Raw genomic sequence first — 19,601 nt, 5'->3', positions numbered from 1 at the left:
TTCCCCGTAGAAGCCCGGAGAATCGGGCCGCGGACCAACCGGCAATTGTGGAGAGAACAGTGCCGCTCGCGTAGAAGTAGGAAATGCGGCGATCCGGGCCGCGCTCCGAGAATCAAGAACATCAAGAAGCAAACCAGCAAGAAGCAAGAACAGAAGACCTCACATCGGGAGCAGACAATGTCGAAATTCAGGGTGGTGACGCCAAAGGGCGCGAGCTTCACGGTCGCCGGCGGCGGCTACGATTATGAGCGCGAGGCGCTCGATCCGATCGGCGCGGAGATCGTCGAGGCGCCGGCCAACGAGGCCGAATTCATCGCCGCGGCGCGCACCGCGGACGCGATCTACGCCAAGGGCATGCCGATCACCAAGGCGGTGATCGACGCGCTGGAGAACTGCAAGGTGATCACGCTCGGCAGCGTCGGCGTCGACTCGGTCGACGTCAAGGCCGCGACCGCCCGCGGCATCCCGGTCACCAACATCCCCGACACCTTCATCGAGGAGGTTGCCGACCACGCCATGATGCTGCTGCTCGCAGGCTTCCGCCGCCTGATCGAGCAGGACAAGATGGTGCGCTCAGGCCGCTGGGCCGAGGGCCGCCCGGCGCTCCTCAAGATTCCGCGGCTGATGGGCCAGACGCTCGGCTTCATCTCGTTCGGTCGCGTCGCCCGCGCGGTGGCCAAGCGCGCCGCGCCGTTCGGCCTCAGGATGATGGCCTACGATCCCTTCATCCAGGAAACGCTGATGTACGACCACGGCGTGATCCCGTCGACCTTGTCGGAGGTGCTGTCGCAGTCGGATTTCGTCTCGATGCACGCCCCGGCGCGGCCCGAAGTGCACCACATGCTGACCGAGAAGCATTTTCGTCAGATGAAAAAATCGGCCATCTTCATCAACACCGGCCGCGGCGCCACCGTCGACGAGGAATCGCTGATCAAGGCGCTGCAGGAGGGCTGGATCGCCCACGCCGCGCTCGACGTGCTGGAAAAGGAGCCGCCCTCGCACAACAACCCGATGCTCGGGATGGACAATGTTACCTTGACCGCTCATGTCGCCTCGGCATCGGCACGTTTTGACGAGGCGCGCAAGCGCCGGGTGGGCTACGAATTGTCACTAGTGCTGCAAGGCATGTGGCCGGTAAGCTGCGTCAACCCGTCCGTGCTGCAAGACACCGCGCTGCGCCGCTGGCAGCCCGTCAGCATGGATCGCGGTCCGAACAGCTGAGGCGGGAATGCGCTTTTTCGTGCGCCGAGACCACGAGACCCTTCACCGGCGGCCAACGCCGGGAAGGAACAACAACAACGAAACAATAAGAACGGGAGTGCGAACGACATGAAGTACGAGATCACGCGTCGCGACGCGCTGGCGCTGGGGGCATCCGCGGCGGCACTGGCAGTCACCGGCGCATCGGCGCAAGAGGCGTCGAAAGTGAAGGCTGCCGACGTGGCGGCGCCCTCGCTGCCGATCGAGAAGGGCGCGAGCTTGCGCATGTTGCGGCCGGTGCGCTTCGTCCAGGCCGACGAAGACGTGTTCCGCGCCAATGCCAAGCGCTTCACCGACAAGACCGGCGTCGAGGTCAAGGTCGACTTCGTCGGCTGGGAGGACATCAATCAGCAGACCGCGGTGACCTCGAACTCCGGCGCCGGCCCCGACATCATCATCGGCTTCGGCGACGCGCCGCACATCTATATCGACAAGCTGATCGAGCTGACCGACGTCGCCGACTATCTCGACAAGCGCTACGGCGGCTGGCTCACGCTCGCGAAACGCTACGGCATGCGCTCGAAGTCGAAGAGCTGGGTCGGCCTGCCGTTCGGCGCCTCGGGCGGCCCGCTGGTCTATCGCAAGTCGCTGGTCAATGCGGCCGGCTTCGACAAGGTGCCGGAAGACCACGCCGGCATCCTCGAGCTCTGCAAGAAATTGAAGGCGGCCGGCAAGCCGGCGGGCTTCGCGCTCGGCAACGCGGTCGGCGACGGCAACGGCTTCGCCAACTGGCTGTTGTGGTCGCACAACGCCGCGCTGCTCGACGAGGAAGGCAACATCATCATCAACAGCAAGGAGACGATCGCGGCGCTGAAATATCTGAAGGAGCTCTATCCGACCTTCATCGCCGGCACGCCGTCCTGGAACGACGTCTCCAACAACCGCGCCTACTCGTCGCAGGAAATCGGCCTGACCGCCAACGGCGTCTCGCTGTACTTCTCGCTGAAGAACGATCCCGCCACCAAGGCGGTCGCCGACGACACCGAGCATCAGTTCCTGCCCAAGGGACTGGCATCGACCTCGCCGATGTCGGGCCTGACGCTGAATGCGATGGCGTTCAAGCACAGTCCGTATCCCAATGCGGCGAAGGCGTTCCTGCAATTCATGCTGGAGAAGGAGCAGTACGAGCCGTGGCTCAACGCCAACTCCGGCTACTGGTCGCAGCCGCTCGCGGCCTACGCGGACGCTGCGGTGTGGTCTGGCGATCCCAAGGTCGCGATCTTCAAGGACACGATGAAGAGCCCCTATTACAACGGCTACAAGGGGCCGATCTCGACCGCGACCGGCGCCGTCAACGCCGACTATGTGCTGGTGCAGATGTGCGCCTCCGTCGCGACCGATGCGGCAACGCCTGAGGCCGCCGCCGCGGAAGCCGAGCAGCGCGCCAAGCGGTACTTCCGGCGGCAGGGTCGATAACGGCAGTTCCTGAACCGTAGATCTGGGCCAACCGTCATTGCGAGCGAAGCGAAGCAATCCATAGCACCACGAGGGGAATGGATTGCTTCGTCGCTTCGCTCCTCGCAATGACGGCAGCGGACGAGCATTCAATGTCTGTAACGACACTACCTTCACGGGGACAAGCGCTGCGCCAGCCGAACTGGCTCGCACGCCTGTTCGACTACAAGCCGTTCCTGATCGTGATGTGCCTTGCACCCGCGATCGGCCTGCTGCTGGTGTTCCTCACCTATCCGCTCGGCCTCGGCATCTGGCTCGCTTTCACCGACACCACGATCGGCCAGCGCGGCATCTATATCGGGCTTGAGAACTTCCGGTACCTGCTCAAGGATCCGCTGTGGTGGAACGCGGTGTTCTACTCGATCTTCTACACCGCGGTCGCGACCTTCGGAAAGTTCGCGCTCGGCTTCTGGCTGGCGCTCTTGCTCAACAACCATTTCCCGTTCAAGAGCCTGATCCGCGCCATCGTGCTGCTGCCGTGGATCGTGCCGACGGTGCTGTCAGCGCTGGCGTTCTGGTGGATCTACGATCCGCAGTTCTCGATCATCTCCTATCTCCTGGTCGACGTACTGCACGTCCGCGACAGCAATGTCGACTTCCTCGGCTCGCCGTGGCCGGCGCGGTTCTCGCTGATCGCGGCCAATATCTGGCGCGGCATTCCGTTCGTCGCGATCTCGCTGCTGGCCGGGCTGCAGACCATCTCGCCCTCGCTCTACGAGGCGGCGATGCTCGACGGTGCCACCTCCTGGCAGCGCTTCCGCTACATCACCTTCCCGATGATGATGCCGATCCTGGCGATCGTGATGACGTTCTCGATCATCTTCACCTTCACCGACTTCCAGCTCGTCTACGCCATCACCCGCGGCGGCCCGGTCAACTCGACCCATCTGCTCGCGACCTTGGCGTTTCAGCGCGGCATCGCCGGCGGCGAGCTCGGCGAGGGCGCGGCGATCGCGGTCTCGATGATCCCGTTCCTCGTGTTCGCGACGCTGTTCAGCTACTTCGGCCTCGCCCGCCGCAAATGGCAGCAGGGAGAAGCCAATGACTGACGTTGCAGCCCAATCCAACGTCGCCAGCGCCACGCCCGACACGATGGCGTGGGATTCCCGCGCCCGGCGCGTGGTGATGATCTATCTGCCGCTCGCCTGCTTCATCCTGATCCTGCTGTTCCCGTTCTACTGGATGGCGATCACCTCGTTCAAACCGAACGCGGAGCTCTTGAACTACAAGGAGCACAATCCGTTCTGGATCACCTCGCCGACGCTCGCGCATGTCAAGCATCTGTTGTTCGACACCTCGTATCCGCGCTGGCTGAAGACCACGATGCTGGTCGCGATCGGCTCGACCTTCCTGTCGCTGTTCGCCTCGACGCTCGCCGCCTACGCGATCGAGCGGCTGCGATTCCGCGGCAGCCCCTATGTCGGGCTCGGCATCTACCTCGCCTATCTGGTGCCGCCGTCGATCCTGTTCATTCCGCTCGCCACCGTGATCGTGCAGTTCGGCCTGTTCGATTCACCCTTGGCGCTGATCCTGGTCTATCCGACCTTCCTGGTACCGTTCTGCACCTGGCTTCTGATCGGCTATTTCAAGTCGATCCCCTATGAGCTCGAGGAATGCGCGCTGGTCGACGGCGCGACGCGGCTGCAGATCCTGTGGCGGATCACGCTGCCGCTCGCGGTGCCCGGCCTGATCTCGGCCGGCATCTTCTCCTTCACGCTATCGTGGAACGAGTTCATCTACGCGCTCGCCTTCATCCAGAGCGGCGCCAACAAGACGGTGCCGGTCGCGATCCTGACCGAACTCGTCACCGGCGACGTCTACCAATGGGGCGCGTTGATGGCAGGCTCGCTGCTCGGCTCGCTGCCGGTCGCGCTGTTCTATTCGCTGTTCGTCGACTACTACGTGTCGTCGCTGACAGGGGCGGTGAAGGAGTAGCTGGGCTTGGATAGAGGCTAGCTCGCTCCATCCCCGTCATCCTGAGGTGCGAGCGGAGCGAGCCTCGAAGGATCGACGGCCACCAGCCGGGCCGTGCATCCTTCGAGACGCGCTGCGCGCTCCTCAGGATGACGGGAAAAGGGTGTGCGGCCTCTCTCGCATCATCTTGGCACGAACGCGACGGGCACGCTGAAGCCCATCGAGCCCTGCGTGACCTCGGGCGGAAACGCCGGAAACGGCTGGGCCTGGCGCACCATCGCCAGTGCCCGCGCGTCGAAGGTCGGGTTGCCGGAGGAGCCGCCGAGATGGCTCGACAGCACCTGCCCGCCGCGACCGAGTGTAAACGCAAGGCGGACCACGCCGCGCTGGCCGTTGCCGCCGGCCGGATAGGAATGGAAGCGCAGGAGATGCGCGCGGACGCGTGCATTGTAGGCTGCGATCGCCGACGCCGCGGCGCCCGAGCTGATCGCGGATGCCGCGGGCGCCTGACGTTCGGCGCGGCTCGGCGCGCTGGTGCGCGGTGCCGGCGTCGCTTCGGACGGCTTCTTTGCCTCCCGGCGAACCACTTTCGGCTTGATCGGCTCGGGCTTCCGCTCAGGAACGACGTTCGTGGACTCGGGCTTCGGCGGCGCAAGCTGCTGCTTCTGCTCCGGCGGCGCGGCGACCTCCGGCTTCTCCTGCAGCGGCGTCGGCGCGATCTCCTGCTGCACAACCTGCGCGGCGGCAGGCTCCGGCGGCGAGGCGTCGGCCTCCTGCATCGCCGGGCCCGGCGGCAGCTCGGTCTCCGAAATCGTCGGCGCCGAGGTGATCGGCGTCAGGTCCACCAGCACGGCCGGCACCGCGACACCCGGCGGCGGTGCCGAGACCCATATCATACCAAGCGCAATCAGCGCCGCATGCGCCGCCAGGATCGTGGCCGCCGACAGGCTCCAGCGCCGCAGCCGGATATCGTCGCCCGCATCATGAAGCGCATACGCATTCATGGAACTAGCTTCGCCCGTCGAGCCCGACCAGCGCGATCTTGAGATAGCCGGCATTGCGCAGCAGGTTCATCACCTCCATCAGATCGCCATAGCTGACGGCCTTGTCGGCGCGCAGGAAGATGCGCTCGTCCTTCTTGCCCTGCGTGGCGCCGTCGAGTGTCGCGGTCAGCGCCTCGCGCGCGATCACATCCTCGCCGACCGCGACCGAGAGGTCGGGCTTCACCGTGACGAACACCGGCTTGTCCGGCCGCGGCTGCGGCTCGGCGGTCGAGGCCGGCAGATCGACGCCGAGGTCGACGGTCGCGAGCGGCGCCGCCACCATGAAGATGATCAGCAGCACCAGCATCACGTCGATGAACGGCGTGACGTTGATCTCATGCGCCTCGGCCAGGTCGTCGTCGCCGCGACGCCGGCCACCGAATGCGCCGCCAGAGCCAAGCCTTGCGCCCATCCCCTACTCCGCGGCGCGCGCCAGCCGGAACAGGCTGCGATCGCCCTCGCGGCTCACCAGCAGCATCACCATGACGGAGGCGTCGCCGAGCAGCGCGCGGTAGGCCGCAATCGAGCGGGTCAGGTGATTGTAGATCACGACCGCCGGAATTGCGGCGACGAGGCCGAGCGCGGTTGCGAGCAGCGCCTCTGCAATGCCCGGCGCGACCACGGCGAGATTGGTGGTGTGGGCTTCGGAGATGCCGATGAAGGCATTCATGATGCCCCACACCGTGCCGAACAGGCCGACGAACGGCGCGGTGGCGCCGATCGTCGCGAGCACGCCGGTGCCGCGCGCGATCTGTCGCGACATCGCCGCCTCGAGCCGCTCCAGCCGCAGCGCGATGCGCTCCTTGAAGCCGTCGTCGAACATGCCGCCGGAGAGCGCGGCCTCGCGCGACGCCGACTGCACGATCTGCGCCACCGCATCGCCGCCGTCGCGGCTCGCCTGCTCGACTTCGGCAAGCTGCGTGTCGCGTTCCAGCAGTCCGATGCGGTGCCGCGCAAGCCTCGTCTTGCGGCGGATCTCGATGGTCTTGGCGAGCCAGACCGTCCAGGTGACGAGCGAGGCGAAGGCGAGGCCGATCATGACAGCCTTCACGACGATATCGGCGCTCTCGAACATGCCCCAGGGCGAGAGATTACGCGGCAGCAGCGCGGCGTCGGCTGCGGCGAGGCCCGCGCCCGGCGGCATTGCGAACATGGCGCCCGCGAACATCGCGATGCGTCGCCCAAGCCTGCGCTGCGACATGGTCGCCTCCCGTCTTTCGTACTCAGCCCGCTTTCGGTGCGATACGGTCCGCCAGCGCGTGGAAGCGCGTCAGCTGATCGCCGCGCAGCGCGCGCGTCTCGTCGCGGCCGACGAACACCTTGAACATGATGCCACCGTCGAGATTGATGAAGGCGATGAAGGCCGACACCTTGCCCATGAAGGGCCGCTCGACGAAGGCGACCGCCGCGCAGCGCTCATGCCTGAGGTGGCCGTGCAGGCCCTTCGGCTGCATCAGGTTGAAATAGCCGCGGCCGACCTCGCCTTTCGGTATGGCGCCGGTGAACTCGAAGATCGCGTCGTCAGTGTGCACGATCAGCGTCACCTCGCCCCATTCCGCGATGTCCTGCATCGCGGCGGCGAATTCGCCGGCGCCGATCCGCACCATGCTCGCGGGCAGCGCCTCGAGCACCGCGCGCGGCGTCACCTTGCGCTCGCGCGCGACGTCCTCGATCACAGCGCCGGGATTGTCGGCCATGTAGGCCTTCAATCCGGCAAGCTCCGCGTTCTGCACGGCCGTCTCCGTCACGCCGGGCTCTTGGCGCGCTCGGTGATCAGCACCTCAAAGCCTTCGAACTTGGGATGGCCGAGATAGAGGCTACCGCCGGTCTCGTTGCCGGCGCGGGAATGGGCGCGGCGGAACGCCTCGGATTTGGTCCAGTCCTCGAACGCCGCCTTGCTGGCCCACACGGTGTGGGTTGCATAGAGCGTGTGGTCCTCGGCCTCGGGGCCCTTCACGAGATGAAACTCGATGAAGCCGGGCAGATCGCCGAGATAGGATTCGCGGGTCTTCCAGACCGTCTCGAACGCCTGCTCCTTGCCCTTGATCACCTGGAACCGGTTCATTGCGATGAACATGAAAGCCTTCTCCTGTTTGACGACGGATGCCCTGGACGATGCCTGGATCCTGCCGGTTGATCTCGTTGATATCATGAATGCGCCAAAGCCGCGCTGGGGGCACCAGCGCGGCCGGAGCAACCTGGATGGAATGATCGGCTCGTCGCGTTACGCTCCACCTAGGTGAATTTTCAGCCCGGCCTTGTAAACGGTGCCCGGCCCGGGGCTCGAGAACAGCACGTCGTTCTGCGTCGTGCCGTCGGTCGAGGAGCCCGGGATCGCATAGGGCCGGTAGTACTGGTTCAAGAGATTGTCGACCGACGCCGTGAAGGTGATGTCCTTGGTGGCGTTCCAGGTCAGGTAAAGATTGACCAGCTCGTAGCCGGTCGAGGGCAGATAGCCCGCCGGCAGATCGTTGTTGGCACCGAACGAGGACCATTGTGCGGCAATGATCAGCGAACGGTCGAGCAGGCGGACGCCGCCGGTCGTCGTCACCTTGCGCGGCGTGATGGTGGCGAGCCCGACATTGGTCGCGGTGTTCCGGCCGCGCATCAGGTGGCCGGCGACGCCCACGAACCAGTCGCCCGCATCATACATCGTCTCGAGCTCGAAACCCTCGATGCGGGCGTGGGCGATGTTCTGGTACTGATAGAACTGGCTGAAGCGTCCGAACGGCGTCGTGGTCGGCGCCGACGCGACAAGGTCGATATAGCCGTCGACGTCGTTGTGGAACACGTTGATCTTGCCGCGGAACGAGTCGCTCGCGGTGAAGATGCCGTCATATTTCAGATTGATGCCGGCTTCCTTGTTCTTGCCGACCTCGGGCCGCAGCGCCGCGTTGGGCAGGAAGCAGAACAGGCCGCTGGTACCGTCGGGGCAGTTGAACAGCGCCGGCCCGCCGCCGGTGGCGTGGCCGCCCGCGATCAGCGTCTCGGTGATCGACGGCGCGCGATAGCCCTCGGCATAGCTGACATAGGGCGTGAAGCCCGTCACCGGCGTGACGCCGAGCGTGATCTTCGGCGACAGCCGGTCGCCGCTGGTCGTGGTGTTGACCGAGTTGAGCTCGTAACGGTCGTAGCGAACGGCGCTGACGAGCTCGAGCCAGCTCGAATAGTTCTGCTTCAACTGCACGAAGCCGCCGGACACCGTGCGCTGGCCGCCCGGCGTCGTGATGTTGGAGTTGCCGCGCGAGTCGAAGGTCTCGACATCGTCGCGGAAGGCGTCGAAGCCGTAGGTCACGGCGTTGCGCCAGTCACCGAAATTGAAGCGCGAGGTGTTGTTGACGTCGACGCCGACGGTGTCGAGCGAATAGCCGCGCTTGTCGCCGACGCAGCCTGAGATGTTGTTGCCGGGATTGGCGAGGGTGCAGACGCCGCCGCCGGACGTGATGCGGTTGTTGTAGGTCTTGACCTGGTCGTTGTCGGTGCGATTGCCGTAGACCGAAATGTCCCAGTCGAACAGCATGTCGTCGGGCTTGGAATATCGCCAGCTCAGCGTACCCGTGTAGTTCCTGGCGTCGGAAGCGTAGACCGAGGAGCCCGCGATCGCCGCCAGCGGCGCCGCCGTCGTGGTCGGGCCGCGGTTCTGCTGGCCGATATTGTACTGGTAATCCTGAAAGACACCGCCGATCTTGAACTCGTGGCCTTCGGCCGGGCGGATCGTCACCTTCATCAGGCCGGCCGCGATATCGTTGCCGGTGTTGCCGATCTCGGTGCCCGCCCCGTCCTTGTAGTTGCTCTGGGTGCGGTAGACGGCGCCGCCGAACACATCGACATTCGGATCGGCGCGCACGCCACCGAACACCGAACCCATGCCGCGGTCCTTGTTGCTGCCATAGGAACCGGACATGTCGACGCCCCAGCGCTCGCCGGGGCGCACCACATCGTCAATATCCTTGGTGCGGAACGAGACCACGCCGCCGATCGCGCCGGAGCCATAGATGTTCGCGGTCGGGCCGCGCACCACGTCGACGCCGCCGATCAGTTCGGGATCGAGGAAGAATGAGCCGTTGGCGTTGTGGCCGGTGCGCTGATAGTTCTGCCGCGCGCCATCGACCACGACCGCGACGCGGCCGAAATCCTGCAGACCGCGGATGTTGATCACGGTCGCCGGATCGTCGCCGCGTTCCTGGAACGAGACGCCGGGCACGTTATAGAAGATGTCCGACACCCGGTTCGGCTGCAGGCCCTGGATCTTCTCCAGTGTGACGGAGCTGACCGGCGCCAGCGCGTCGATCGCGCGCTCTTCGGTCTTGGATGCGACCGCCGTGATGGTGTCGAGCGATTGCACCGGCACCGCGCCGATCTGCGCGCGCGCGTTCATCACAGGCTGCGCCGCCTGCTCTTCCGCGACAGGCTTCGGCTTGCGCTTGGCCTGCTTCGGCCGCTCGGTCGCGGGACGCGCAGCCGACGTATCGGCGGTTTGCGCCAAACCGCTTGCCGGCAGCGCTGCCGAAAATGAAAACACCGACGCGCCCAAAATCAAGGCGCGCGAAACCCTAGCCCCGTCAGCCATTCTAGCCCCAGCCCAATCATCGCTTCTCTGGTTTGGCTGGCGTGCGCTCCACCGAGCGGCTTGCTGGCTACGTTGCGAGGCAAGCCACACACTTGCATCGTGTGATGATTGGTTACGAGCCGGCAACAAAACGGTCAAGAATGCGGCGGCGCTGTTTACATCGATTGTAAAGTGCAGCCGTTGGAATGCGCCATCGCCCGCTTATACAAGCAGGCATCATTTGAAGATTGCGAAGGCGCAGCACCACGAGCATGTCGGCAACTTCCGGAGACAATATCGGCGCGGCGGGAAACCACGCCGCATCGGCGTCAGACGCAGCCAAAACGCTCGTCATGCACGGGAATCGCCTCGACAGCCGCGAGCTGTTCGCGGCCGAGCGCGAGATCATCATCGTGCATGGGGAAGAGCGTTACCGGTTGCGGCTGACCTCGCAGAACAAGCTGATCCTGACCAAGTGACGGCCCCGATGACAATTTGTCGCACGCTCACCCTGCTCGCGCTCTCCTGTCTGCTGCCGATCGGCGCAGCGGCCGCCGAGGGCATTACCGTGCACGACGCGCGCGACCGCGACGTCGTGATCGACGATCCCTCGCGGATCGTCTCGATCGGCGGCGCGATCACCGAGATCCTCTATGCGCTCGGCTTCGAGGACCGCATCGCCGGCGTCGATGCGACCAGCCTCTACCCGCCGGCGGCGCTGCGCGAGAAACCCGACGTCGGCTATATGCGCCAGCTGTCGCCGGAGGGCGTGCTCGGCCTGCATCCGTCGCTGGTGCTTGCGGTGCAGGGCTCCGGGCCGAAGGAGACCATCGATGTGCTGGAGGCCGCCAAGGTGCCGCTGGTGCTGGTGCCGGAGACGTTCTCGGAGGCCGGGCTGGTCGAGAAGATCAGGCTGGTGGGCCACGCCATGGGCGCCGACCCGCGCGCCGCCTGCCTCACCACCGCGGTCGAAAGCGATCTCGCACAATTACGCGCGGTGCGCGCCAAAGTGACGAAACCGGTGCGCGTGATGTTCGTGATGTCGCTCTTGAATGGCCGGGCGCTGGCCGCGGGCCATAAGACCGCCGCGGACGAGATCATCCAGCTCGCCGGCGGCGTCAACGCGATCGACGGTTACGACGGCTACAAGCCGGTCAACGACGAGGCGATCGTAGCCGCGAAGCCGGACATCGTGCTGTCGATCGATCGTGGCAAGGACTCGCTGACGTCGGATGCGGTGTTTGCGCATCCCGCCTTCGCGCTAACGCCGGTCGCGGCCAACAAGGCCTTCATCTCGATGGAGGGGCTCTATCTGCTCGGCTTCGGGCCGCGCACTGCGGCCGCAGCACGCGACCTCTCGGTCAAGCTCTATCCGGCGCTGGCGCCGGAAGCCGAGAACTTCAAGCCGGCAGCACTGACCGCGAATTGCCGGCAATGAGCGTGCTGGCCGATCGCCCCGCGCGTGCGAAACAACGGCGCGCCGGCATGTCGCTGCGGCCGGCAGCGACACTGACCCTGCTCTGCCTGCTTGCTGCACTCACTGGAACTGCACTGGTCGCCCTGACAGTTGGCGCGGCCGGCATTCCATTGGCACGGCTGCCCGCCGCGCTAGGGCTATGGGCCGACAGCACAGCGAGCCCGCTGCTCGCGCGCGACCAGCTCGTGGTGTGGTCGATCCGCATCCCCCGGATCGCGGCGGCCGCCATGGTCGGCGCTCTGCTCGCCGTCTCCGGTGCGATCATGCAGGGCCTGTTCCGCAACCCTCTCGCCGACCCCGCGCTGGTCGGCGTCTCCTCCGGCGGCGCGTTTGCCGCAGCAGCGGCGATCGTGTTCACCGACAGCCGGCTCGGCGAGAACCTGCGCTTCCTGCAACATCAATTGCTGCCGATCGCGGCCTTTGCCGGCTCGCTGATCACCACGATCGTGCTCTACGCCATTGCCAGCCGCGGTGGCCGCACCTCGATTGCGATCTTCCTGCTGGCCGGGCTCGCGATTGCCGCGATCGCCAACGCCGGCATCGGCCTTTTGGTCTTTGTCGCCGACGACCGCCAGCTGCGCGACATCACGTTCTGGATGCTGGGTTCGCTGAGCGGCGCGACCTGGACCAAGCTCACGGCGCTGGCGCCGGTGCTGGCCGCGGCGCTGATCACCTGCCTCTGGATCGCGCGCGGGCTCGACGTGCTGGTGCTCGGAGAGGCCGAGGCGTTCCACAGCGGCGTCGATGTCGAGCGGCTGAAGCGGATATCGATCGTGCTGGTGTCGGCGATGACCGGGGTCGCGGTCTCGGTCTGCGGTGTGGTCGGTTTCGTCGGCATCGTGGTGCCGCACCTGCTGCGGCTGGCGATCGGACCCGGGCATCGGCTGCTGCTGCCGGCGTCCGCCTTGCTCGGCGCGATCCTGCTCGTCGGGGCCGATACGGTGGCGCGCACCATCGTGACGCCGGCGGAAATGCCGATCGGCATCCTGACCGCCGCGATCGGCGCGCCGTTCTTCCTGGCCATGCTGCTGCGTCAACGGGGGCTGGTCTCGCTATGACCGCGCTGCTGGAGGCGCAGTCGGTGACGATGACGGTCGGTGGCACCAATCTGGTCGATGCGGTCTCGCTTCAGATCGGCGCCGGCGAGATGATCGCGATCGTGGGTCCGAACGGCGCCGGCAAATCGACGCTATTGCGGATGCTGTCGGGCGATCTCCGTCCGTCGCGCGGCACGATCCGGCTCAGGCAGCGCGACCTCAACGCCTTCGCTCCGCGCGAGCTGGCGCAGCACCGTGCGATGCTGTCGCAGCACGTCAACGTCACTTTCCCCTTCACCGTCGAGGAAATCGTCAGCATGGGCGCCGGCGAAAGCCCGCGCGCGGTGACGCGTGCGCTGGTCGCGGCGGCCCTCGACGAAGTCGGGCTTTCGCATTTCCGTCTCAGGCAATTGCCGACGCTGTCCGGCGGCGAGCAGCAGCGCGCGCATTTCGCCCGCGTGCTGGTGCAGCTCGCCTGCGGCGAGGCATTGCATGGGCCGGGGCTCCTGCTGCTGGACGAGCCGACCTCGAGCCTCGATCTGCGGCATCAGATCGACCTGGTCGAGACCGCCCGGCGGCGCGCCGCGCGCGGCACCGCCGTGATCGCGATCCTGCACGACCTCAACCTCGCGATGCGGTTCGCCGACCGCATCCTGCTGCTGCATCGCGGCCGCCTTGCCGTCGACGGCGACCGCGCCGCCGCGATGCAGGCCGACACGCTTCGCAGGATCTTCGAGATCGATGCCACGATCGACTACACCGGCGGTGGCGTGCCCTTCCTGCTGCCGCAAACGATGCGGCCGGCGGGCAAGGCGACGTAACGCCGCAAGACTTATCCCGCCGCAACAACATCGATTCACAAAACTGTCAGCCGGCTGTAACAGGCGGCTCGGAGAACACCGCATCGTTTGTCCTTTGGGAGATCAACCATGCGCCTGTCATTGCTCTGTTCCGTCGCCTCGATCCTGCTCGCCACATCGGCGTTGGCGCAGAGCGAGGGCGAATTCCCGGCGACCCTGGCAGGACACGCCGTGATGCCGGCGGAGAGCTTCATCGACGCTCCCGCCGACGCCCCGAACGATCTGAAAACCTCGGGCAAGTACACCACCGGCAAGCGCGTCGACGCCATCGGCACCGTGATGGGCAAGTCCTACGAGCGGCCGACCGGCGTGTCGCTGCCGTTCAAGGGCCAGCCGCTGCAGGGCCATTCCGGCATCAAGGCGATGCCGGACGGCTCGTTCTGGGTGATCACCGACAACGGCATGGGTTCGCGCTACAACTCGGCGGACTCGATGCTGTATCTGAACCGCTACAAGATGGACTGGGCGAACGGCAAGATCGAGCGCCAGGAGACCGTGTTCCTGCACGACCCCGACAAGAAGGTGCCGTTCCGCATCGTGCATGAGGACACCGCCAAGCGCTATTTGACCGGCGCGGACTTCGACACCGAGGGCTTCCAGATCATCAACGACACATTCTGGATCGGCGACGAGTTCGGGCCCTACATCCTCAAGGCCGACAAGACCGGCAAGATCCTCGCCGTGTTCGAGACGGTCGCCGACGGCAAGCCGGTGCGCTCGCCGGATCACTGGGCCGTGCAGTCGCCCGGCGCACCCGGCGCTTCCTACACCAACGTCAATCTGCGCCGCTCCAAGGGTTATGAGGGCTTTGCCTCCTCCAAGGACGGCAAGTTTCTCTACGGCCTGCTCGAAGGGCCGCTGTGGGATGCCGACAAGAAGGATTGGGAGAAGGTCGACGGCAAGGAAGCCTCGCGCATCCTGGAATTCGACGTCGCGGCCGAGAAGTTCACCGGACGCTATTGGCAATATGTGTTCGAGCAGAACGGCAATGCGATCGGCGACTTCAACATGATCGATCCGGCCCAGGGCCTGGTGATCGAGCGCGACAATGGCGAAGGCACCGCCGACAAGGCCTGTCCGCAGGGCCAGCGCGGCGAGCACTGCTTCCCGGACCTCGCCAAGTTCAAGCGCGTCTACAAGATCGAGCTGTCCGATGCCAATGTCGGCAAACCGGTACGCAAGATCGCCTATATCGACCTCTTGAAGATCCGCGATCCGAACAAGAAGGCCCGCAAGCCGCTGAACGAGGGCGTCTACACCTTCCCGTTCTTCACCATCGAGAACGTCGACCGCGTCGACGAGACCCACATCATCGTCGGCAACGACAACAATCTGCCGTTCTCCTCGAGCCGCGACCCGAACAAGGCCGATGACGACGAGTTCATGCTGCTCGAAGTCGGCGACTTCCTGAAGGCCAAGTGAAGCGGTTGCTCGCGCCACATGCAACAGTGTCGTCGCCCGGCTAGACCGGGCGACCCAGTATTCCAGAGGTGTTCGAGTTCAACCGATAAGCCGCGGCGTACTGGATGCCCCGCTCAAGGCGGGGCATGACACTGAATTTGTGGAAGCAAGGTTGTCTTGCAATTGCCTCTCTACCAAAGCGCTCCATGATGATAGCCTCGGCCGGTACTTGAATCGCTTTGGGGCAAATCATGCAGGACAAATCCAGCCTGACCTATGTCGAGGCGTTGATCGCCGCGGGCTTTATTGCGTATCTGAGCTGGGACCAGAGCTGGGGGCTCCCGCCCGGACTGGTCGCCCTACTTCTCGGCGTGATCGTCTACTTCGCCTACATCGCCCTGATGCGACGGTTGGTGAGATTTCACCAAAACAGCTATCAGATCGTGGCGACGATCCTGGCCGCTGCGTGGGGCGTGCTGGCTTATCTGGTCACGGCCGCGCTGCAGGCGGGATTCGCCAATCAGATACCTGCCTCGTTGCTGATGCATCTGTGGCCCTGGATAGCGGCGCTCACCGCTTTCATCGGAGCACTCGCCAGCAAGGTGCACTTCATGGACGACGCGCGCGAGTATGTGCTCGGCCGTCGTGCGCGCTGGGACAATCAGCAATGGCTGGAGGAGGACGCGGGCTTCTAGCCGGCGTCCCCCCGCGAGGCGTCACTCTTTCTTCGTCCGACATTTTCGCGAACGACGCGTCGTGCACCTGATGCAGGTCAGCCCGCCGGCACCATCACGACGCCCTTGTCCTTGGGCCAGCGCATCCGCCAGGCGAAATTGACGTCACGGACTTCGCCGGCCTTGGCCTCGAACGCCCATTCCAGCACCCCGCGCTTGTCGCGCAGATTGGTGGTGGTCGCCGGCGTCGAGGATGGCAGCATCTCGACCACGATTTCGTCGTTCTCGCTGACCGGGAGCTGATCCTGGATCGCGACCTTGATCGGGAAGTCGTGGCCGTTGCGCACCGTGGTCTTGAACGCGCGCTCGTCGGTCTTCGACGTCGTCACGATCAGGCCGGCCGAGCCTTCATTGCGCTTCACCACCGTGCGCTCGATCTTGACCTTGTCGTCGGCGCCGAAGCCGAGCCGCACGGTCTCGTCCTTGGCGGCGGTGGCCATCCGGCTGCGGCCGACAAAGATGCCGTCGCGATAGATCGAGACCTGCCCCGGCAGCAACGGCGCATCGTCGGCCTGCACGAAGCTCGCCTCCAGGAATGCGGTCGGATCGATCACCGGGACGGCGCGGATGGCCAGATCAGGGGCGATGGTCGCCGTCGAGATGCGCAGGCTCTTGGCACCTTCATTGGCGGAGACGCTGACGCGGCCCGGAATCTTGAAAGTTGCCTGGAAGGCGCTCACCTCGGGCGCGGCTTCCAGTTCGTCGGTGCGCCCCGCACCAAAGCGGAACTGCTGGACTGCCTCCTGAGCGGGCGCCGGCGCGAGCGCAGACCGCACCCGCGCGCTGTCGGACATCAGACCTGCCGACTTCGGCTGCGGCGGCAGCGGATAATGCACGATCAGCGAATTGAGATCGGGCGCGTTGCCGCCGCGGGCGACGCGCACGGTGGAGACGGCGAGCGCGACGTTCGACCAGTCTTCGCCGGTCGACTGGGTGATCTCGGCGCGGCGCACCAGCTCGATCGCCGGCTTGCGGTCCTTGGCGCCGGTGTCGAGACGGGCGTCGTAGATCGGCATCCAGCGCGCGTTGCGCACCGCGTAGGTCACCCGCAATGTCGCGCGGGTCGCGGCGGCGGAGGCAAGCTCGATCCGCACCTCGAGCTTGCTCGGCGGCTTGGCGGCGCGATCGGCCTCGAGACGTGCGATCTCGCGGTCGATGTCGCGCTGCTTGCGCGCGGCGTCGCGGATCGCGGTGTCGGCGGTCGCGACTTCGTCCCCGACCGCCGAGAACGCGGCGCGCCACTCGCTGACCGGACGCGCCTCGCCCTTCTCGCCGATTCCGACCGGCGATGCCTCGGCGAAGTGTTCGGCGAATTTGCGCCGCGCCTCGGCCGAGGTGATGATGCCCTGCAGATCCTCGCGCTGATCCCGCAGCGCCTCGATCCGCTTGTCGATCTCGGGCAGGTTCGCCGGCTGCACCGGGCGCGGCGGCCGCGCGTCGATGGCCCCGATCGTCAGCCTGCCGGCTCCCTCGCCTTCGACCCGCAGCGAGGACGGATCGAGGCCCATCGGGAAATCCTTCGCGACCAGCGTGTTGTCACCGGCGGGCAGGTCCAGCGTGATGACGCGGGTGACGCTCGCGCCATCGGGATAGACGGTGACGGCGTCGACCTGCGACGCCGCGTCGAGATCGGCCGCATGCAGCGGCCCGGAAACCAGCGCACCCGCCAGCACCAGGCTGGTGGTCACGAGACAATTCGCAATCATTCGCATCACATCCCTCCGGGAAACATCGCATCGCGCGAGACCGACGGCACGCCCGGCTCAAGGGCGGGCCGTTTCTCGTGGTGAGACGCAGCGAGGAAGCGACTGGTTCGATTGAGGTTTCGGTGCGGCGCGACGATGGCGCGCTGGCGGCCGCCATGTGGCGCAGCCGCGTCTTTCGGGTCTAGCGATCCGCCTTGCGCCGGATGAACAGGTAATTCGGCACGAAGCCGGCAATGGTGATCGCGATCATGATCCACCAGCCGCGATGAAACGCCGCGATCCGCTCGGTCATCGAGACCGGCGTTGCCAGGATCGCGACAAAGATCGCGACGCCGATCGCGAGCGCAGCCTGCCGGATCATGTTGATGACGCCGGAGCCGGTGGCGAACGACGATGGCGGCAGCGCGCCCGCGCCGACGCCCATCAGGGTCGGAAAGGTCAGCCCGACGCCGATACCGGTGAGCATCATGCCGACCACAAAGGCAGGCATGTCGGGGTCGCCTCCAAGCAACGTCGCCCAGATCGCAAGGCCGCCCGCGAACGCTGCGATCCCGGCGGATACGACGGCCGCGGCGCCAAATCGGGCGATCAGGCGGCGGGCAAACAACAACGAGGTGAACGGGACAAGCAGCGGCCCCGGCGCGATCGCAAGGCCAGCCTTCAGCGCCGACCAGCCCCACACGGTTTGCTCCCACAACGCCACCGACAACAGCATCGCGCCGAAGGCCGCCGAGTATGGCGCCATGACAAACGTCGCCCCGGTGAACGGCCGCACCTTGAACAGGGCCGGATCGACGAAGGGGTTCTTCGACTTGAGGCAGTGCCACGCAAAGGCCGCGAGCGCGACGGCCGCGATGGCAAAGCCAAGCACGGTGCCGCGCGAACTCCAGCCCCAGTCATTGGCCTTCACGATCGCAAGGGTCAGCGCGCCGATGCCGCAGGTGACCAGCAGCGCCGCCCATGAACTCGGACGCGGCACATCGTGGCCGGGCACTTCCGGCAATTTCAGCCAGCCGACGATGAGCGCGACCACACCGATCGGGACATTGACGATGAAGATCCAGCGCCAGTCGAAGGTGACGAGCACGCCGCCCGCCAGCGGCCCGAGCGCAGCGGCAAGGCCGCCGATCGCCGTCCAGGTCCGCACCGCCCCGGCGCGCTGGTCGGGTGGAAACGACGCCAGCAGCAGGCCGATCGAGGTCGGGGTCATCAATGCCGCGCCGGCGGCCTGCGCGATGCGGGCGGCGACCAGCACTTCGACGTTGGGCGCAAGCGCGCAGGCCGCCGATGCGGCCGTGAACAGCGCGACGCCGAGCAGGAAGCTCAGATTGCGACTGTGGCGCTCCGCCAACCGGCCGAAAAACACCAGCAACGCAGCATACACGATCGCATAGCCATTGAGGATCCAGGACAGATCCTCCAGCGAGGCGCCGCGGAATTCCTGCGCGATGTTCGGCAACCCGACATTGACGATGAACAGGTCGAGATTTGCGAGGCAGATGCCCACCGATACGATCGCGAGCACCTGGCGCGGGGTTGCGACGCGGGATCGCGGCCGCGCGTCAGTTCCGATCGCCAGCCCGATCGTCTCCGCCTCGATCTCCGACATCACATCCTCCAAATACGTGCATATGCATCTATTGCCATTAGGTGCATATGCATGTAACTGTCAAGCCCAGTTTGGAGGCAGCGATGGCGAAAACGGAACCCAGCCGGTGCAATCTCACGGCGTTGCGTAAGGCGACGCGGCGCGTGTCGCAGCTCTACGATCAGGTGCTTGCGACATCCGGGCTGCGCGGCACGCAGCGCGCCATTCTGGTCTACATCAGACGGTCGGGCGCGCCGACGATGGGCGAACTGGCCGCAGCCCTGGTGCTCGACCGCACGGCGCTCAACCACAACCTCAAGCCGCTGGCGCGCGACGGTCTTTTGACCATCAGCGTCGACAAGAATGATCGCCGCAGCCGCCTGGTGCGGCTGACCAAACGCGGCGAAGCCCGACTTGACGAGTCGCAGGCTTCCTGGCGTGAGGCGCAGGAGCGTTTCGAGAGCGCCTTCGGCGCGAAACAGGCGGCCGATCTCAGGCAGACGCTCGAACTGATCGCCGCACTCGAGTTCGGCGAACGCGCGGCGGATTTGCCGGCGTCATAACTGGCTTCAATAAA

20 protein-coding genes are annotated in these 19,601 nt (G+C 65.8%); 11 read left to right on the top strand and 9 right to left on the bottom strand.

The genetic code is table 11. The features are described from left to right. Positions 1 to 177 precede the first annotated feature (177 nt). The 4 genes from XH92_RS08710 to XH92_RS08695 all read left to right on the top strand — a co-directional run bounded on the left by XH92_RS08710 (position 178) and on the right by XH92_RS08695 (position 4,650). A complete protein-coding gene (locus XH92_RS08710) occupies positions 178 to 1,221 on the top strand; it encodes a C-terminal binding protein (RefSeq protein WP_194458843.1) in 1,044 nt (347 codons plus the stop codon). Between the two features lie 108 nt (positions 1,222 to 1,329). Continuing rightward, positions 1,330 to 2,676 carry an ABC transporter substrate-binding protein gene (locus XH92_RS08705; protein ID WP_194458842.1) on the top strand — a complete coding sequence of 449 codons (1,347 nt, stop codon included), beginning with the start codon at positions 1,330 to 1,332 and terminating at the stop codon, positions 2,674 to 2,676. A 131-nt stretch (positions 2,677 to 2,807) separates the two neighbouring features. Continuing rightward, positions 2,808 to 3,764, top strand: coding sequence for a carbohydrate ABC transporter permease (locus XH92_RS08700; protein ID WP_194458841.1), 957 nt, complete (start codon positions 2,808 to 2,810; stop codon positions 3,762 to 3,764). Between the two features lie 43 nt (positions 3,765 to 3,807). Then, entirely contained in the window at positions 3,808 to 4,650 is an 843-nt protein-coding gene (locus XH92_RS08695; protein ID WP_371818069.1) for a carbohydrate ABC transporter permease, read from the top strand. 161 nt (positions 4,651 to 4,811) lie between these two features. Here the strand turns inward: XH92_RS08695 and XH92_RS08690 are convergent, their stop codons facing one another. The 7 genes from XH92_RS08690 to XH92_RS08660 form a co-directional block, all read right to left on the bottom strand. Further along, entirely contained in the window at positions 4,812 to 5,633 is an 822-nt protein-coding gene (locus tag XH92_RS08690) for an energy transducer TonB (protein WP_194458840.1), read from the bottom strand. 4 nt (positions 5,634 to 5,637) lie between these two features. Continuing rightward, a complete protein-coding gene (gene exbD, locus XH92_RS08685; protein WP_194458839.1) occupies positions 5,638 to 6,084 on the bottom strand; it encodes a TonB system transport protein ExbD in 447 nt (148 codons plus the stop codon). Between the two features lie 3 nt (positions 6,085 to 6,087). Then, positions 6,088 to 6,840, bottom strand: coding sequence for a tonB-system energizer ExbB (exbB, locus tag XH92_RS08680; RefSeq protein WP_371818068.1), 753 nt, complete (start codon positions 6,838 to 6,840; stop codon positions 6,088 to 6,090). A 55-nt stretch (positions 6,841 to 6,895) separates the two neighbouring features. After that, positions 6,896 to 7,369 (bottom strand): heme utilization cystosolic carrier protein HutX, encoded by a 474-nt coding sequence (gene hutX / locus XH92_RS08675; protein WP_371818067.1) that lies wholly within the window; start codon positions 7,367 to 7,369, stop codon positions 6,896 to 6,898. Between the two features lie 47 nt (positions 7,370 to 7,416). Beyond that, on the bottom strand, positions 7,417 to 7,749 hold the full coding sequence (locus tag XH92_RS08670) for an antibiotic biosynthesis monooxygenase (RefSeq protein WP_194458837.1): 333 nt from the start codon (positions 7,747 to 7,749) through the stop codon (positions 7,417 to 7,419). Positions 7,750 to 7,896: 147 nt separating this feature from the next. Beyond that, positions 7,897 to 10,242, bottom strand: coding sequence for a TonB-dependent hemoglobin/transferrin/lactoferrin family receptor (locus XH92_RS08665; RefSeq protein ID WP_194458836.1), 2,346 nt, complete (start codon positions 10,240 to 10,242; stop codon positions 7,897 to 7,899). A 112-nt stretch (positions 10,243 to 10,354) separates the two neighbouring features. Beyond that, positions 10,355 to 10,576 carry a hypothetical protein gene (locus XH92_RS08660; protein ID WP_194461718.1) on the bottom strand — a complete coding sequence of 74 codons (222 nt, stop codon included), beginning with the start codon at positions 10,574 to 10,576 and terminating at the stop codon, positions 10,355 to 10,357. Here XH92_RS08660 and hemP point away from each other — a divergent pair. From hemP to XH92_RS08630, 6 genes are all read left to right on the top strand, one after another. Then, positions 10,494 to 10,700 carry a hemin uptake protein HemP gene (hemP, locus tag XH92_RS08655; RefSeq protein ID WP_194458835.1) on the top strand — a complete coding sequence of 69 codons (207 nt, stop codon included), beginning with the start codon at positions 10,494 to 10,496 and terminating at the stop codon, positions 10,698 to 10,700. The genes XH92_RS08660 and hemP overlap by 83 nt on opposite strands. 8 nt (positions 10,701 to 10,708) lie before the next feature. Then, a complete protein-coding gene (locus XH92_RS08650; protein ID WP_194458834.1) occupies positions 10,709 to 11,659 on the top strand; it encodes a hemin ABC transporter substrate-binding protein in 951 nt (316 codons plus the stop codon). After that, entirely contained in the window at positions 11,656 to 12,756 is a 1,101-nt protein-coding gene (locus XH92_RS08645) for an iron ABC transporter permease (protein WP_194458833.1), read from the top strand. The genes XH92_RS08650 and XH92_RS08645 overlap by 4 nt, the downstream gene beginning before the upstream one ends. Next, a complete protein-coding gene (locus XH92_RS08640; RefSeq protein ID WP_194458832.1) occupies positions 12,753 to 13,556 on the top strand; it encodes a heme ABC transporter ATP-binding protein in 804 nt (267 codons plus the stop codon). Before XH92_RS08645 ends, XH92_RS08640 begins: the two co-directional genes overlap by 4 nt. A gap of 108 nt (positions 13,557 to 13,664) precedes the next feature. Further along, positions 13,665 to 15,017 (top strand): esterase-like activity of phytase family protein, encoded by a 1,353-nt coding sequence (locus XH92_RS08635; RefSeq protein ID WP_194458831.1) that lies wholly within the window; start codon positions 13,665 to 13,667, stop codon positions 15,015 to 15,017. Between the two features lie 230 nt (positions 15,018 to 15,247). Beyond that, on the top strand, positions 15,248 to 15,691 hold the full coding sequence (locus XH92_RS08630) for a hypothetical protein (protein ID WP_194458830.1): 444 nt from the start codon (positions 15,248 to 15,250) through the stop codon (positions 15,689 to 15,691). Positions 15,692 to 15,768: 77 nt separating this feature from the next. On the opposite strand, the gene XH92_RS08625 is transcribed toward XH92_RS08630, so the two are convergent. Next, positions 15,769 to 17,442: a mucoidy inhibitor MuiA family protein gene (locus tag XH92_RS08625; protein WP_194458829.1), complete on the bottom strand. Its 1,674-nt coding sequence runs from the start codon at positions 17,440 to 17,442 to the stop codon at positions 15,769 to 15,771. 175 nt (positions 17,443 to 17,617) lie between these two features. Further along, a complete protein-coding gene (locus XH92_RS08620; RefSeq protein ID WP_194458828.1) occupies positions 17,618 to 19,045 on the bottom strand; it encodes an MFS transporter in 1,428 nt (475 codons plus the stop codon). A gap of 71 nt (positions 19,046 to 19,116) precedes the next feature. On the opposite strand from XH92_RS08620, the gene XH92_RS08615 reads away from it, so the two are divergent. Further along, a complete protein-coding gene (locus XH92_RS08615; RefSeq protein WP_246788338.1) occupies positions 19,117 to 19,587 on the top strand; it encodes a MarR family winged helix-turn-helix transcriptional regulator in 471 nt (156 codons plus the stop codon). Positions 19,588 to 19,601 lie beyond the last annotated feature (14 nt).

The sequence above is a fragment of the Bradyrhizobium sp. CCBAU 53421 genome, from assembly GCF_015291625.1.
In the GTDB taxonomy this organism is placed as follows: domain Bacteria; phylum Pseudomonadota; class Alphaproteobacteria; order Rhizobiales; family Xanthobacteraceae; genus Bradyrhizobium.
This window is presented reverse-complemented; position numbering and strand designations above follow the sequence as displayed.

Excerpts from the sequence above, each read along its gene's own strand:
- XH92_RS08710 (WP_194458843.1), top strand. The coding sequence starts at position 178 with ATGTCGAAATTCAGGGTGGTGACGCCAAAGGGCGCGAGCTTCACGGTC.
- XH92_RS08705 (WP_194458842.1), top strand. The coding sequence starts at position 1,330 with ATGAAGTACGAGATCACGCGTCGCGACGCGCTGGCGCTGGGGGCATCC.
- XH92_RS08700 (WP_194458841.1), top strand. The coding sequence starts at position 2,808 with ATGTCTGTAACGACACTACCTTCACGGGGACAAGCGCTGCGCCAGCCG.
- XH92_RS08695 (WP_371818069.1), top strand. The coding sequence starts at position 3,808 with ATGGCGTGGGATTCCCGCGCCCGGCGCGTGGTGATGATCTATCTGCCG.
- XH92_RS08690 (WP_194458840.1), bottom strand. The coding sequence starts at position 5,633 with ATGAATGCGTATGCGCTTCATGATGCGGGCGACGATATCCGGCTGCGG.
- exbD (WP_194458839.1), bottom strand. The coding sequence starts at position 6,084 with ATGGGCGCAAGGCTTGGCTCTGGCGGCGCATTCGGTGGCCGGCGTCGC.
- exbB (WP_371818068.1), bottom strand. The coding sequence starts at position 6,840 with ATGTTCGCGGGCGCCATGTTCGCAATGCCGCCGGGCGCGGGCCTCGCC.
- hutX (WP_371818067.1), bottom strand. The coding sequence starts at position 7,369 with ATGGCCGACAATCCCGGCGCTGTGATCGAGGACGTCGCGCGCGAGCGC.
- XH92_RS08670 (WP_194458837.1), bottom strand. The coding sequence starts at position 7,749 with ATGTTCATCGCAATGAACCGGTTCCAGGTGATCAAGGGCAAGGAGCAG.
- XH92_RS08665 (WP_194458836.1), bottom strand. The coding sequence starts at position 10,242 with ATGGCTGACGGGGCTAGGGTTTCGCGCGCCTTGATTTTGGGCGCGTCG.
- hemP (WP_194458835.1), top strand. The coding sequence starts at position 10,494 with ATGTCGGCAACTTCCGGAGACAATATCGGCGCGGCGGGAAACCACGCC.
- XH92_RS08660 (WP_194461718.1), bottom strand. The coding sequence starts at position 10,576 with ATGACGAGCGTTTTGGCTGCGTCTGACGCCGATGCGGCGTGGTTTCCC.
- XH92_RS08650 (WP_194458834.1), top strand. The coding sequence starts at position 10,709 with ATGACAATTTGTCGCACGCTCACCCTGCTCGCGCTCTCCTGTCTGCTG.
- XH92_RS08645 (WP_194458833.1), top strand. The coding sequence starts at position 11,656 with ATGAGCGTGCTGGCCGATCGCCCCGCGCGTGCGAAACAACGGCGCGCC.
- XH92_RS08640 (WP_194458832.1), top strand. The coding sequence starts at position 12,753 with ATGACCGCGCTGCTGGAGGCGCAGTCGGTGACGATGACGGTCGGTGGC.
- XH92_RS08635 (WP_194458831.1), top strand. The coding sequence starts at position 13,665 with ATGCGCCTGTCATTGCTCTGTTCCGTCGCCTCGATCCTGCTCGCCACA.
- XH92_RS08630 (WP_194458830.1), top strand. The coding sequence starts at position 15,248 with ATGCAGGACAAATCCAGCCTGACCTATGTCGAGGCGTTGATCGCCGCG.
- XH92_RS08625 (WP_194458829.1), bottom strand. The coding sequence starts at position 17,442 with ATGCGAATGATTGCGAATTGTCTCGTGACCACCAGCCTGGTGCTGGCG.
- XH92_RS08620 (WP_194458828.1), bottom strand. The coding sequence starts at position 19,045 with ATGTCGGAGATCGAGGCGGAGACGATCGGGCTGGCGATCGGAACTGAC.